We start from the raw sequence: 13,736 nt of genomic DNA, 5'->3' as shown, positions 1-13,736 counted from the left end.
GAGCAACGCGTAGAGCAAGCCAAACCAAACTATTAGCAAAAAAGTGGAGACGGAGCCTGGTGTCAATTCCAACTATCTTCGAAGGTGATTTCGCTGACGAACGCGAATCGACAGAATATGACGTGGTGATTGTCGGCGGCGGCCCTGCGGGTTTGTCAGCGGCCATTCACCTAAAGCAGCGCGCGGCAGAAAGTGGCGTTGAAATCGGGGTTTGTGTGCTCGAAAAGGGCTCAGAGATCGGGGCGCATATCATGTCGGGGGCTGTGATGGACCCGCGTGCATTGAATGAGCTGATCCCGGACTGGAGGGAAAAAGGCGCGCCTTTGGACGTCGAGGTGACCGAAGACCGGTTTCTGTTTCTTACGGAAACTGGCTCGAAAGCAGTGCCGAACTGGGCGTTGCCGGACAACTTCAAGAATCATGGCAACTACGTGATCAGCCTCGCGAACGTCACGCGCTGGCTGGGCCAGCAAGCCGAAGCGTTGGGCGTCGAAATTTTCCCAGGCTTTGCTGCCGCAGAAGTGTTGTACGACAAGAACGGGAACGTCAAAGGCGTGGCGACCGGCAACCTCGGCGTCGGTAAGGACGGTAAGCCGACAGAGAATTTCCAGCTCGGCATGGAACTGCACGCAAAATACACGCTTTTCTGCGAGGGCGCGCGCGGTAATCTAGGTAGGCAGCTTTCCGATAGGTACGAGCTGCGCAATGATTCGGACCCACAAGTATATGGTATCGGCATCAAGGAACTGTGGGAAATTGACCCTGCGAAGCACAAGCCGGGCCTCGTGATCCACACGGCCGGTTGGCCGCTCGATTCGCGGACCTACGGCGGCTCCTTCCTGTATCACATCGATAATAATCAGGTGATGGTGGGCTTCGTCGTTGGCCTCGGGTATTCAAATCCGTATCTATCGCCGTTCGACGAATTTCAGCGCTACAAGACGCACCGGGACATCCGCAAGTTCCTCGAGGGCGGCAAACGCCTGTCGTATGGCGCACGCGCGATTACTGCGGGTGGTCTGATGTCCTTGCCGAAGCTCGTCTTCCCGGGCGGCGCGCTGGTCGGCGATGATGCGGGCTTTCTTAACGCATCGCGGATCAAAGGCTCGCATGCAGCGATCAAAACGGGCATCCTTGCAGCCGATGCCGCATTCGACGCTGTGCATACCGGCCGTCGTAACGACACGTTGAAGGCATATCCTGAATCGTTCAAGACCTCCTGGTTGCACACTGAACTGTACAAGGCGCGCAACTTCAAGCAGTGGATGAACAAGGGGCTCTACCTTGGCACGCTGATGGTCGGTCTCGAGCAGAAGTTACTGGGTGGCAACATGCCGTGGACGCTGCATCACGACCACTGGGACCACGAGATGCTTAGGCCCGCTTCAGAGTTCAAGCCGATCAAGTATCCGAAGCCAGACGGTAAGCTCACGTTCGATCGCCTCTCGTCGGTGTTTATTTCGAACACCAATCATGAAGAAAATCAGCCTGCTCATTTGACACTGAAAGATGCACGCGTACCTGTCGAGGTCAACCTGCGGACCTACGCAGGTCCTGAGGCCCGCTTCTGCCCGGCCGGCGTCTATGAATTCGTGAAGACGTGCGAAAAGGAAGACCGTTTGCAGATTAACGCGCAGAACTGCGTGCATTGCAAAACTTGCGATATCAAGGACCCCACGCAAAACATTATATGGGTCACACCTGAAGGCGGCGGCGGTCCAAACTATCCCAACATGTAATGTTCAGCTTGAGGCACCGGAAAATCGTTATGCAAATCATTCGGTCTATTTTGGAATTGCGTGGACAATTGCGAGAAAAAAATCGCACGGAATTCGTGCCTACAACGGGCGATCCGCACGACGGTTACCGCTCCCTGATACGGCTCGCGCTCCAGCATGGTGGCCCGGTTATAGCGAGTCTCATCACTAACCCCCTGCAGCGCGGGCCGAACGAGGATTTTGGGAGTACTCGAGGACGCTTGAGGGGGGCTTCGAGAAGCTGCGCGGACGGGAAACGTTGACTTTGTGTTCGCGCCGACCAAGAGTCATTCGTTTTCCCGTCCCGGCAATACGCTGTTCAGCCAGCGAGTGAGCTGGGTGACAGTTCTCAAGGCGAGTTCCAACGGGAATTCTTTCGCTGGAGGTGGCCCGATTGCAACGATATCCAGTACCGGATCCCCGCCCCGGCATATTGACGACGAGCGCCACCCGGAACTAGTAAAAAGGCGGCCGGCGCCCGGACTGGCCATAGACGCGTGAATTCGGAGTCTTGCACTATGCATCCGCCCGTTTCACGGAAGCGTCCGCGCAGCGTCACCGAGGCTCGGGACATTAGCCGAAGAACAGCAAGCACACACGAGTGATCGCAAGGAGTACGCCAGAATGGACTTCAGCTTTACGGAAGAGCAGACCTCGTTCCGGATGAAACTGCGTGCATGGCTCAAGGATAACCTGCCTTCGCGCAAGACCCTCCGTTACGACAGCCCCGGAAGCATGGAACGAACAGAGGACTTTCGCAAAGACTGGGAACGAAAGCTGTTCGAGGCAGGCTACGCGGTTGTTCACTGGCCCAAAGAGCACGGTGGCCAAGGCCTCTCAGCGACTTATAACCTGATTGTCAGCGAAGAACTCGGCCGGATTGCCGCTCCGGAACCGTTCAACACGGCCGGCACCGAGACCGCAGGTCCGCTTCTAATGGCAGCCGGCACCGAGGCTCAGCAGTCAGCGCTGCTCAGAAAGATCGCAGGCGCCGAAGATATCTGGTGCCAGGGCTTTACCGAGCCAGAGGCTGGTTCAGATTTGGCCTCCCTTAAAACGCGCGCCGTGCAGGACGCGGACGGATGGATCATAAACGGCAGAAAAATCTGGACAAGCCATGCTCATGTGGCGAATTGGTGCTGCCTGCTTGCGCGGACCGATCCCGAAGCTCCCACGAAGCGCGCGATGACCGTGTTCATCGTGCCGATGTCTGCGCCCGGGATCATGGTAAGGCCGCTGAACCAGTTGAATGGTCGCGCAGAGTTCAATGAGATTCTTTTCGAGAACGTGAGGGTTCCAGCCGATAACCACATCGGGGCGGTACATGATGGCTGGCGGGTCGCAACAGAGGCCGTTGCGCGCGAACGAGCCCTCATCCGCCTTTACCGCCAGGCACGCTTCCAGAACGAGTTCGAACATATCTTTCGCGCGGCGCTTGTCCGGCGAACGCGCACGGGGCGCTTCGCCGACGACGGGCATTTCAGGCAGCAGGCCGCCGATATCTATGGGATGTTACGCATCTTCCGCGTGCAAAACCTCAGACTGCTGAGCCGGCTTGAGGCCGGCGAGCAGATCGGTGCTGAAGCCAGTTTCCTGCGCCTGCTCTGGAGTGAAGCACGGCAGAAGATCGGACACCTGGGGCTCGACGTACTCGGTGATGACTGCGGCACCGAAGACGAGGAAAGCATAGGAGCGGGGCGCTTCCAGGACATTTATTTCATGTCTCGCGCGGACACCATCTTCGCGGGTACCGCCCAGATTCAGCGCAATATTGTCGCCGAGCGTATTCTCGGACTGCCGAGGTAGCAAGATGGATCACACCCTGACACATGAACAGCGCCTCGTTGGCGATACAGCTCAAGAACTCTTTTTGCAACACTTTCCCGTTTCGGCGCTCCGGCAGCTCATCGATGGCGAAGGGGTATCGAAGTCGGCTGTCGAAACGCTGGGTGCAAGCGGACTGATTGGAGTATGTGCCCCGGCGACGATTGACGGTGGAGAACTCGGCGCCCTCGGTGCATTGCAAATCGTTATCGCTGCCGCCAACTGTCTGGTTCCGTTTCCGGTGTCCGAAAGTATCGTGGCTGCAGCACTGCTTGGCACCACCCATCCGGATATCGCCCGGGAAACAATCACGGCGCAGACAACTGTCGTCTTCGGCGCTTCTCAAGCGGCGCCGATTGAGGGCGGCAATGGACGGCTCTGCGGAACCCTGCGCAACGTTCCCTCGGCTTTGACGGCAAACTGCGCGATCGCACAGGCGAATCTGCCTTCGGGACCCGCTCACGTCCTTGTGGATCTGGGCAAGCCGGGGGTGTCGCGAGTCGCCCGCAAGAGTATTGATCCCGGCTATCCGCTGGGAGAAATCGTACTCGAAGAGGTCGCGATCGATGAGAACGACATCATCGGTCCCATCGTTCCTGAGTGGGAACGGCTGCGGATGATTTTGGCAGCAGGTGAACTCCTCGGCGCCGCACGGGCCTGCCTGAGCATGGCAGTGGATTATATGAAGGTTCGCAAGCAGTTTGGCCAGGAAATCGGACGGTTCCAGGCACTGAAACACATCGCCGCAAACGGCGCGTTGTCGATCGACTGTATGCACACCGCGACAGAATACGCGGCCTGGGCCCACGACGCCCGGGACGACGAAGCCGAGATGTTCGCGTCGATTGCAAAGACTTACGCATCGGACCATGCCCGTCGGGTCGCAGAAGACGCTCTGCAGTGCCATGGGGCCATCGGATTCACCTGGGACTACGATCTGCATCTTTATCTTCGGCGCATCCTGCGCCTCGGCGCCAGTGCCGGTACCGCGGCGGAGCACCGTGAATCGATTGCAGAGATGCTCGGCAAACGCTTGGCTGCAGAGGAGATTTGAATGAATGGCGTGCTAAAAGGGTTACGGGTAATTGATTTCGGCCAGTACATCGCTGGCCCGCTCGCAGCAATGCTGCTTGCCGATCACGGAGCAGATGTCATCCACGTCGACCCGCCAGGTGGTCCCCTCTGGGACAAGCCTGCGAACGCGATGTGGAATCGGGGCAAGCGTGCCATCTCACTCGACCTGAAGAAAGCCGAAGATGTCGAGATTGCGCTCAGGCTGATTGCGTCTGCCGACATCGTGATCGAGAACTTCCGTCCGGGTGTCATGCGCCGACTAGGTCTCGACAGCGAAGTGCTGTGCACCCAGCATCCCCATTTAATCTGGTGCTCGCTCCCCGGGTTCGGCTCCGATGATCCGCGTGCCGGATTGCCCGCATGGGAAGGTGTGCTAGGTGCCGCAACCGGCAACTTCATGCTTAAAGTCCAGGCGGAGCGCGATGATGCGGGACGACGCCTGCCACGCGAGAATGAAGACCGACCGATCTATACCGCTACCCCGCTCTCCTCAATGTTCGGGGGATGCTTTGGCGCACTCAGCGTCGCCATGGCATTAGTAGCCCGCCAGCGGGACGGGCGCGGACAGCACATCGAGGTGCCGCTTTACGATGCCACGTTCGCAGCGATCGGCATGCCTCACTGGGTAGGCAAACCCGGCACGCCCTGGACGCGCAGCTACGAGTGCGCAGACGGACGCTGGATCGATATCATCGGCTTCCATGCGAAATTCATTCGCGCCACGCTCAAGGAAGCCGGCGTTGAGCATTGGCTTGATGAACCGTTCGTTGGCGACATCAGACGACCGTTCAAGACAACCCCTGAGCAAGCCACGGCATTGCTGGCAAAGATGGACCCGCTGTTTCGCACAAGAACCGCACTCGAGTGGGAAACTGCGCTGAATGCGGTTGGCGTTCCGGCAGCCGTCTGCCGTACTACGGCCGACTGGCTCGCTACGCCGCAGGCGCGCGTGTCGGGCGCCATTGTTGAGCAAAACGACCCGCGTCTTGGAACGATACTTCAGCCAGGCATACTGGTGAACCTGAGCCAGACTCCCGGCGACATCTGCCTGCCGCACCCTTGCCCGATCAGCACCGTGCAGAAATCCTCGCCGAGCTCAAGGCACCGCTGCGTCCAGCATTGCCGCTGAAGACGCCGGATAACCGGCCTCCACTCGCAGGACTGCGTGTCGTTGACCTTGGGACCGTCCTTGTTGGCCCCACCTGCGGCCGCACGCTCGCGGAGTTCGGCGCGGACGTGATCAAGATCGACAACCCGCGCGGGCAACCGCCCGACCCCGACGTGAGCCGTGGCAAGCGAAGTATGCTGATCGATCTGACCAGCGAGGCCGGACTGGATGCCCTGCGACGTCTGTCGGACTCGGCCGACGTTTTTGTTCAGAACTTCCGCTTCGGCATCGCGGAGAAAATGGGATTCGGCTACGAGCAGCTGCGGCAGCGAAATCCGGATCTCGTGTATATGTCGTTCAACCTCTATGGGCGCACAGGCCCGTGGGTTGAGCGGCCAGGCTTCGAGAATCAGGCCCAGGCGGCCACAGGGATGCAAGAGCGGTTTGGAGGCGCGAGTCATCCAGCGAAGGAGGCGCTCCCTGTCAACGATTATGGCACCTCCCTGCTGGGCGCCTACGGCATTGCACTCGCGCTCTACCATCGAAACCAGGCGGGCAACGGTTCGGGTCAGCACGTCCACACCGCACTGACATTCTCGGCCTCGATGATGCAATCGGCGATTTTTGTCGACCGTCGAGACACCATCACCAACGAACCACGCGGGCAGAATGCGCTCGGTTCGGCGGCTCTTCATCGAGCATATCAGGCTTCCGATGGCTGGCTCTTTGTCGGTGCCCTCCCCGAGCAGACCGAAAAGCTGGAGAGCGTCGCCGGGCTTTCTGGAGCCACCACCGTGCCACCCACCCGGCTCGCAATGTTCCTTGAGGAGCGTATACGCACTGCCAGCGTCGAGGACTGGGTACAGCGACTGGGTCCGGTGGGCGTCGGAGTGCACAGGATCGTTACCATTCCCGAGGTTATGGCGCTTCCATACGTCAGAGCGCGGAGCCTCTATCTCGAACGCCCACATCCAGATGGCGGCACCGTCGCAACGATAGGCCCTATTCCACGCCTGTCCCGCACTCCCGTGCAGCCAGGACGTCCGCTGCGGCCATCGCTGGAAGCCAGGGACATTCTTGGCGAGATTGGTCTGGACGACCGATTTGAGCAGTACTTGGCGGACGGTATCATCACTATGCGGCAGCCGCGCAGAGCGAGAACAGGTTGAGTTCCCTGCCTTCATCGCCTTGGAAGTAACACCGGGCCGGCGGATTCTTTCGTACCGCGCCGCCTTGCAAATAGCCGCGGCGGTTCAGAACCTATGACTACCCCGGCTGAATGCCCTGAGCTCCGCGCGCCGTCCGCCACATGGAACGAATAATCGTAAGCGGTCGAGTAATGACGCCCTACCGAAGCTGTCGTAAACGTAGGAGTCTAAGTGTCCGCGTGGACACTTAGACACTTACATGATTACAGAGCAACGGGACTTAAAAAGCAGGTTGGAGATCGGCCGAAAGCGGGACGGTCGGCGGGAATTTGACGAAGAAGCGGTAGAGGAACTAGTTCAGCTATGTCTGAAACCGGGCGTGTCGATCGCACGCACTGCGATGGACCACAACGTTAATCCGAACCAGCTCCGCAGGTGGATCACGCGCTATCAGCAACGCGAGGGCATGCAGAAATCTGCCATGCGGGGGACTGAAGTGGTGGAAGGGATGTCTATCGACATGGTATCGACTGCAACGGAACGACCGGCTTTCGTGCCAATCGTAGCGGCCGCGTCTGTGACAGTTCCTCCATCGCCACAGCTCTCGATGACCCTCGCGTTGCAAGTACGGCTGTCGAATGGTGTCGTGCTTGAGCTCGGGCAGGCCATTGCGAGCATCGAAGAACTGACAACGCTGATCCAGATCATGGGGAGGTTGCCGTGTTCCGGTTCGACGACAACCTGAGGGTATATCTGCACCGCGATCCCGTCGACTTCCGGTACGGCATGAACAGCCTGTCGATTCTTGTTGAGCAGGCGATGCACCTGAATCCGATGGACTCGTCGCTTTACATCTTCGGCAACCGTCGCCGTGACAGAATCAAGATCCTTTGTTGGGATGGTAGCGGCTTCTGGCTTATGACGAAACGCCTTGAGGCAAGCCATTTCATATGGCCCGACATCAAAGCCGAGGTAGTGACACTGACGACCAGCGTGTTGCACGCGTTGCTCGATGGCGATGACGTCACCGCGATCCGACGGCATCCGAAGCAAGAATATCTACGCGTAAGCTGAACACGGAATTGGCATGTCAGTCTAACCTGCATGCCAATTCCAGTCACCATCACCGCGGACGAACTTGCTGCGTTGCTCGCGATGCGCGAAGAGCACGCAGCACTTCAGCACGAGCGTGATGAGCTGCGTAGCATGGTGCGTCTCGTGACGGCAGAGCGCGATCTCGCCGAAGAGCGGTTGCGTGCTTATCGCCGTGAACTGTTCGGCGCAAAGGTAAGCGCGCGATTTCGCACACCTAGCTTCTGTTGTTGAGAAGGCTCACGATTGCGTCCGCAATCCTACTTGCGGACGCAATCCATGACAGAAGATGACTTGGGCTTTTTGCCGTTACGTGTGACGCGCGTTGGCGTCGGAGGCAAACGAAGCTTTGACCCGGTGGACAAGCGACGGCTGGTTGAAGCCTGTTTGCGCCCTGGGGCCTCGCTATCTGGCCTCGCTCTCAAGGCAGGTGTAAATGCCAACCAGTTGCATAAGTGGGTTCGCGCGCGTCAACAAGGCCTCGCCCCGATCATGCATGACGCGCCGGCCGCGCTGTCGGCGTTTGTACCGGTGGTCACAATCGAGGAGCAAGCGCCGGTAATGGCCTGTGCGCCCACGCCCCGCCGGATCACCGGTCCCGAATCTTCCTGTGCCCCACCATCGTCAACGCGAACGCGACCTGCACGCCTGACGGCTCACCTGCCCAACGGAGTGAACATTGAACTCGAATGTTCGGCAGGCGACGTTGCAGTAATCAATGCGGTGGTCGTTGCATTGGGAACACGCTGATGTTCCGCTTCGAGGCGGACCTGGCGGTCTTCCTGCATCGCGAACCGATCGACTTTCGGGCCGGCATCAATAGCCTAGTGGCGCTCGTCGAGCAGTCCATGGAACTCGATCCGTTTGCTCGCGCCGTCTTTGCCTTCCACAACCGCAAACGCAACCGGGTCAAGCTGTTGTTCTACGATCGCAACGGCTTCTGGATGATGTTGCGGCGCCTCGAGGAAGACCACTTTGTATGGCCACGCCGACAGCAGACCGTTATCAAGCTGACGAGCGAGCAGTTGCACTGGCTCCTGGAGGGCATCGACATTGATGCTGTGCGGCGTCACCCGGCGCGAACGTACCATCACGCCAGTTGAGGATCGCGCGTCACTTTGAAAGTACTAGTCGACTTGTTACACATTTCCGTAAACCCACCGCGCGCAACACTTCGCTATCGTGGGGCTATGGACGAGGACGACTTCTCTCGATTGCCGCCAGCTGCTCAAGCCTATATTCGTGAACTCGAAACACGAAACCGGCAATTGGGCGAACGGGTCACTCAGCTCGAGGAGCAGTTTCGCCTCGCGCAGAGCAGACGCTTCGCCCCGAGTAGCGAGAAGATAAAGGATCGCGTCTTCGACGAAGCCGAACAGTTCGCCAGCGCCGAGGCAGACGAGATCGACAACGACGGCATTGACGACGCGTTTGTGCTCCCCGACACGGGTCTGCCGGATGCGACGAAACCCGCGAGAAGCAAACCGGGACGTAAGCCATTACCGGCGCACCTGCCGCGCCAGCGCATTGAATACGATCTACCCGAAAGCGAGAAGATATGTCCGTGCTGCGCGCACGCTCTGCATCGTTTGGGCGAAGAGACCAGCGAACAATTGCATATTGAAGTAAAGGCCTCGGTGCTTCAGCACGTTCGCTTTAAATACGCATGTCGCCACTGCGAGCGTCACGCGGAGCGTACGCCGGTGATCACAGCGCCGATGCCGGCGCAGCCGTTGCCGGGCAGCAATGCCAGTGCGGCGATGATCGCCACCGTCACTGCGGGCAAATATGTCGACGGTACGCCTCTATACCGGATGGCCCATGCGCTGGCACGCGCGGACATCGAGGTCGGGCGTGGCACGCTGGCGAACTGGATCATTCGGCCCGCCGAGTTGCACTACAGTCGGCTGTACGAGGCGCTGCGCAAGACACTCCTGTCGCAACAGCTGGTTCACGGCGACGAAACAACGGTACAGGTGCTCAAAGAGCCGGGCAAAGCCGCCCAGAGCACCTCGTACATGTGGGTCTACCGCAGCGCCGAAGGCTGCCCTGAGCCCGTCGTGCTGTTCGACTATCAGCCAGGGCGCGCCCAGCAATATCCTCAGGCCTTCCTTGCCGGCTACAAGGGCCTGCTTATGACCGACGGATATTCCGCCTGGCGTACGCTCGAAGGTCCGACGCACTTTGGTTGCATGGCGCACGCACGGCGCGCCTTCGTGGAGGCCCTCAAGGGCATGAAGAAACCCGGTGGTCGTGCTGCACAAGCGTTGGAATACTTCAAGGCGCTCTACCAGGTCGAAACGCTCGCGAAGGGCGATCTGCCTGCAGGCGAGACCCGGGTCGACTACACCTTCCGGTTGCGTCAGCAGCACAGCGTGCCGCTGCTCGAGTCGTTGCGGAAATGGCTCGATGAACAGGCGCCGCAGACTCTCCCCGAAAGCCTGCTGGGCAAAGCGATCTCCTATACGCGCAACCAGTGGACGTATCTCAGCCGCTATGTGAGCGACGGACGCGCTCCAGTTGACAATAACGTGATCGAACGGGACATTCGGCCATTCTGTACGGGAAGGTCTTCATGGCTATTTAGCGACACTGCTGCCGGCGCGAAGGCGAGTGCAATGGTTTATAGCCTCATGCTGACGTGTCGGGCTTGCGATGTTGAGCCCTATGCATATCTCCTGCATGTGCTCACCGAATTGCCGCAGCGCGCGCCGCAGGACGATGTCACTGACCTCCTGCCATTCAACTTCGCGAAACGATCCGCTGTTGACGTTAAGTCAGTCTGATCAAGCGCGGTACGGCTTGCTGAAACGATGCGGAACACCGGCCGCTACCTCTGGACTTCTGGGTGTATCCTCGGAAGGCAACCACAGCGATGCCCCTGCTGCGACTCGAGACCGGCGGTCACCATGCCTCTCCTGACGAACGAAGAATCCGCGCTAGTGCTTGCGGATCGTCATATCACGGAAGCGCTGCAGCGAATCGCGCTGCAAGAAAAGCGCGTTACCGACCAGAAGGAATGCGGAAGAGATTCGTCGCAATCAGAACAGCTCCTGTGCATCATGCGGGACATCCTCTGCTCCTTTACGGAGCATCGGCGCCAACTTGAGGAAGAGCTTGAAAGAGAGCGGCGCTATCTAAAAACCCTCGACCCCTGAGCAACATCTCGACGACGCGTTGATAGACATCCGCATCCGGTGTGCTCAAACGAGCGCTTACGCGCAAAGAGTGAAGCGCAAGATTCAGATCAACCCGGCCTGTTCAACGAAGCCGAGGCGCTCAGCGCAAACGCAACCCCGGCACAGGAAGACTCGCCTGAGTCGATGGTTTCGGCACACACGCGCAAGAGACGCGGTCATCGCAAGCCGCTCGATCCTAACCTGCCGCGCGAAGTTGTGCGGCACGAATTGCCCGAAGCCGAGCGCTTCTGCATGAACGACGGACATGCGCTCGTCGAGTTCGGGGTGGAAATCAGCGAGCAGCTCGACGTGATTCCGGAGCAGCTTCGCGTGATCCAACACCAGCGCGTTAAGTATGCCTGCCCGTGCTGTGACCTCGGTATTAGGGTCACGCCAGCACCTGCGCGAATCATCCCGCGTGGACTGTTGACTGAGTCGGCGCTGGCGTGGATCGCTACGGGCAAGTACCAGTTCGGCATGCCTCTGTATCGCCAAGCTGGCCTGCTACGTCGCTTTGGCGGCGATATCTCGTCGAACACGATTGCGGCGAGCATGGTCCGCGTAGGTCTTGCGGCGCAGCCCGTGATCAACCTGCTGCGCGACGCGCTGCTTGACGCCGGAATGATCTATTGCGACGAGACGACGCTCCAAGTGCTCAAAGAGGAAGGTCGCCGAGCACAAACGACGAGCTATCTGTGGGCGCAGATGAGCGGGTCGGGTGTGCCCGTTCGCTGCTTCACCTATACGCCGGGACGTGGCACGAAATTGGGCGAGAAGCTGTTCACCGGCATCCGACCGGGCGCGGTCATGATGACGGATGGATACGAACCGTACAACGATATCGCCAAGCGCTATGGGCTCGTGCACCTTGGATGCTGGGTTCATGTAAGGCGGTACTTCGTCAAAGCAGAGGACAGTGTGCCCAAGGCGGCACGAACTCCCAACCTGCTTGCCACACGCTTCATCAAATTGATCGGCCAACTGTTCGTCGCCGAAGCGCGGAGCGAAACGTGGTCTGCGCAGCGACGGCAGCGGCTGCGACGACGGTACAGCGCGCGCGTATTCGAAGCGATACACGCGCTGATGCTCGAGCAGTCGCACGCCGTCGTACCCAAAAGCCTCCTCGGCAAAGGGCTAACCTATCTACGTGCGCAATGGCCAAAGTTAATCCGTTACATCGAGAACGGCGATTGGTGTGGCGCGACAATCCGGATGAGAGACGCGCGACGATCAAGTTGAGAATGTCGCGGCAGAAATGATGATGCCGATGTTGATTGACGCTGGCAAGCGTTTGTTGATTGACGCGGGCGTTTGGGTGTCGCGCGACAATCAAGTTGAAGCGACCAGTCAATGAGGATTGCTGTGTGATGGGGACGCCGCGGCTATTCTGGCTGCGCGACAATCAGGATGAGAATGTGGTGGCGTGGAGGGTGATGACGGGGTTGATTGACGCGGGCTAGCTTTGCCTGCGAGCCGCGCGTCAATCAGGATGAGAGCAGCGGGTTATTCGGTGAGGTCGATGCCGTGCTGATGCTCTTGGGTAGCTGGCACGCCGACGTTCTTTGGTGTTGCTCGACTGGCCGGGCGTCCTGGTCCGTGCTGCTTGCGCTGCAGGGCCGTACGGCGACGGTAGCTTTCGACGTTCAACTCAAAGATGGTCGAGTGGTGGACCAACCGGTCGACAGCGGCCACCGTCATGGCCCGGTCGGGGAAGACCTTGTCCCATTCGCCAAACGGTTGGTTGGCCGTTATGCAAAGGGAACGGCGCTCATACCTGGCGCTGATGAGTTCGAACAGCACCGACGTCTCCGCCTGATCTTTGCTGACATAGGCGAAATCGTCCAGGATGACCAGGTCGAAGCGATCCAGCCGGTTGATGGCTGACTCAAGCGCGAGCTCGCGGCGCGCAACCTGCAACCGTTGCACGAGGTCGGTAGTGCGAGCGAAGAAGACCTTCCAGCCCTTCTCCAGCAGGCTTAGTCCGATCGCCGACGACAAGTGCGATTTGCCGCCTCCGCTCGGCCCTAGAAGAATCAGGTTGGTGCCGTTACGCAACCAGCCGTCGCCCGCGCAAAGCGCCGAGACGTGCGCGCGCGACACCATCGGCACCGCGTCGAAATCGAAGTTCTCCAGTGTCTTGCCTGGTAACAGCTTCGCGTCCCTGAGGTGACGTTCGACTCGGCGTCGATCGCGCTCGGCGATCTCGTGTTCGGCTAGGGCCATCAGCAGGCGCGCTGCCGGCCATCCTTCCGTGTCGGAACGCTCGGCAAAGCTGGACCAGATCTGCTTGATGGCGGGCAGCCGCAAATCGTTGAGCAGCAGCGACAGGCGGGGGGCGTCAATGTCGAAGCTCATTGCGTCACCCCCGTTTCCATATCAAGCAGGGCTTCGTAGTCGCTCAGCGGTGCCAGTTGGACGTTCACCTCCGGCATGCTGTTCGTACGCTTCGCTTCGAAACGCGAACACAGTGCGTCCAGCTCGGGAAACTGTCCATCGTCCAAGCACTGCTGCAGTGTTGCTTTTCGCCGTAAAGGGGCCGGGTGTTTTCGGCGCA

15 protein-coding genes and 1 pseudogene are annotated in these 13,736 nt (G+C 59.4%); 14 read left to right on the top strand and 2 right to left on the bottom strand.

From position 1 onward, the window contains the following. Positions 1-65 precede the first annotated feature (65 nt). The 14 genes and pseudogenes from P9292_RS33070 to tnpC (P9292_RS33010) all read left to right on the top strand — a co-directional run bounded on the left by P9292_RS33070 (position 66) and on the right by tnpC (P9292_RS33010) (position 12,421). Positions 66-1,739 (top strand): electron transfer flavoprotein-ubiquinone oxidoreductase, encoded by a 1,674-nt coding sequence (locus P9292_RS33070; RefSeq protein WP_309964268.1) that lies wholly within the window; start codon positions 66-68, stop codon positions 1,737-1,739. After that, complete coding sequence (locus P9292_RS43325; protein ID WP_409015268.1) at positions 1,739-2,020, top strand: pantoate--beta-alanine ligase; 282 nt, start codon at positions 1,739-1,741, stop codon at positions 2,018-2,020. The genes P9292_RS33070 and P9292_RS43325 overlap by 1 nt, the downstream gene beginning before the upstream one ends. 361 nt (positions 2,021-2,381) lie before the next feature. Continuing rightward, complete coding sequence (locus P9292_RS33065; protein ID WP_309963238.1) at positions 2,382-3,563, top strand: acyl-CoA dehydrogenase family protein; 1,182 nt, start codon at positions 2,382-2,384, stop codon at positions 3,561-3,563. A 4-nt stretch (positions 3,564-3,567) separates the two neighbouring features. After that, positions 3,568-4,635, top strand: coding sequence for an acyl-CoA dehydrogenase (locus tag P9292_RS33060; protein WP_309963236.1), 1,068 nt, complete (start codon positions 3,568-3,570; stop codon positions 4,633-4,635). Continuing rightward, the gene (locus P9292_RS33055) at positions 4,636-5,784 is read left to right on the top strand and encodes a CoA transferase (RefSeq protein ID WP_309963234.1); all 1,149 of its coding nucleotides are present in this window, start codon (positions 4,636-4,638) and stop codon (positions 5,782-5,784) included. Continuing rightward, positions 5,715-6,932: a CoA transferase gene (locus P9292_RS33050; RefSeq protein WP_309963232.1), complete on the top strand. Its 1,218-nt coding sequence runs from the start codon at positions 5,715-5,717 to the stop codon at positions 6,930-6,932. Before P9292_RS33055 ends, P9292_RS33050 begins: the two co-directional genes overlap by 70 nt. A 238-nt stretch (positions 6,933-7,170) precedes the next feature. After that, positions 7,171-7,656 carry a transposase gene (locus P9292_RS33045; RefSeq protein WP_309963230.1) on the top strand — a complete coding sequence of 162 codons (486 nt, stop codon included), beginning with the start codon at positions 7,171-7,173 and terminating at the stop codon, positions 7,654-7,656. Next, positions 7,632-7,985 carry an IS66 family insertion sequence element accessory protein TnpB gene (tnpB, locus tag P9292_RS33040; protein ID WP_309963228.1) on the top strand — a complete coding sequence of 118 codons (354 nt, stop codon included), beginning with the start codon at positions 7,632-7,634 and terminating at the stop codon, positions 7,983-7,985. Before P9292_RS33045 ends, tnpB (P9292_RS33040) begins: the two co-directional genes overlap by 25 nt. Positions 7,986-8,015: 30 nt before the next feature. Further along, positions 8,016-8,210: pseudogene (locus tag P9292_RS33035) on the top strand (IS66 family transposase); the annotation flags it as partial. A gap of 72 nt (positions 8,211-8,282) precedes the next feature. After that, positions 8,283-8,753, top strand: coding sequence for an IS66-like element accessory protein TnpA (gene tnpA / locus P9292_RS33030; RefSeq protein WP_309963226.1), 471 nt, complete (start codon positions 8,283-8,285; stop codon positions 8,751-8,753). Continuing rightward, on the top strand, positions 8,753-9,106 hold the full coding sequence (tnpB, locus tag P9292_RS33025) for an IS66 family insertion sequence element accessory protein TnpB (RefSeq protein WP_309963224.1): 354 nt from the start codon (positions 8,753-8,755) through the stop codon (positions 9,104-9,106). The genes tnpA and tnpB (P9292_RS33025) overlap by 1 nt, the downstream gene beginning before the upstream one ends. An 87-nt stretch (positions 9,107-9,193) precedes the next feature. Next, the gene (gene tnpC, locus P9292_RS33020; RefSeq protein WP_309963222.1) at positions 9,194-10,789 is read left to right on the top strand and encodes an IS66 family transposase; all 1,596 of its coding nucleotides are present in this window, start codon (positions 9,194-9,196) and stop codon (positions 10,787-10,789) included. Positions 10,790-10,912: 123 nt separating this feature from the next. After that, positions 10,913-11,161 carry a hypothetical protein gene (locus tag P9292_RS33015; RefSeq protein ID WP_309963220.1) on the top strand — a complete coding sequence of 83 codons (249 nt, stop codon included), beginning with the start codon at positions 10,913-10,915 and terminating at the stop codon, positions 11,159-11,161. Positions 11,162-11,200: 39 nt separating this feature from the next. Further along, positions 11,201-12,421, top strand: coding sequence for an IS66 family transposase (gene tnpC / locus P9292_RS33010; protein WP_309963218.1), 1,221 nt, complete (start codon positions 11,201-11,203; stop codon positions 12,419-12,421). Positions 12,422-12,685: 264 nt separating this feature from the next. Here the strand turns inward: tnpC (P9292_RS33010) and istB are convergent, their stop codons facing one another. Together istB and P9292_RS33000 are read right to left on the bottom strand one after the other, a co-directional pair. Further along, a complete protein-coding gene (gene istB, locus P9292_RS33005; RefSeq protein WP_035509944.1) occupies positions 12,686-13,537 on the bottom strand; it encodes an IS21-like element helper ATPase IstB in 852 nt (283 codons plus the stop codon). After that, positions 13,534-13,683, bottom strand: a complete 150-nt coding sequence (locus tag P9292_RS33000) for a hypothetical protein (RefSeq protein WP_309963216.1) — start codon at positions 13,681-13,683, stop codon at positions 13,534-13,536. Before P9292_RS33000 ends, istB begins: the two co-directional genes overlap by 4 nt. Between the last annotated feature and the right edge of the window lie 53 nt (positions 13,684-13,736).

Origin of the sequence: Caballeronia sp. LZ001 (assembly GCF_031450875.1) — a bacterium.
Lineage (GTDB): Bacteria > Pseudomonadota > Gammaproteobacteria > Burkholderiales > Burkholderiaceae > Caballeronia.
Note: the sequence above shows the minus strand (reverse complement) of the source record. Positions and strands in the feature narration are given on the sequence as shown.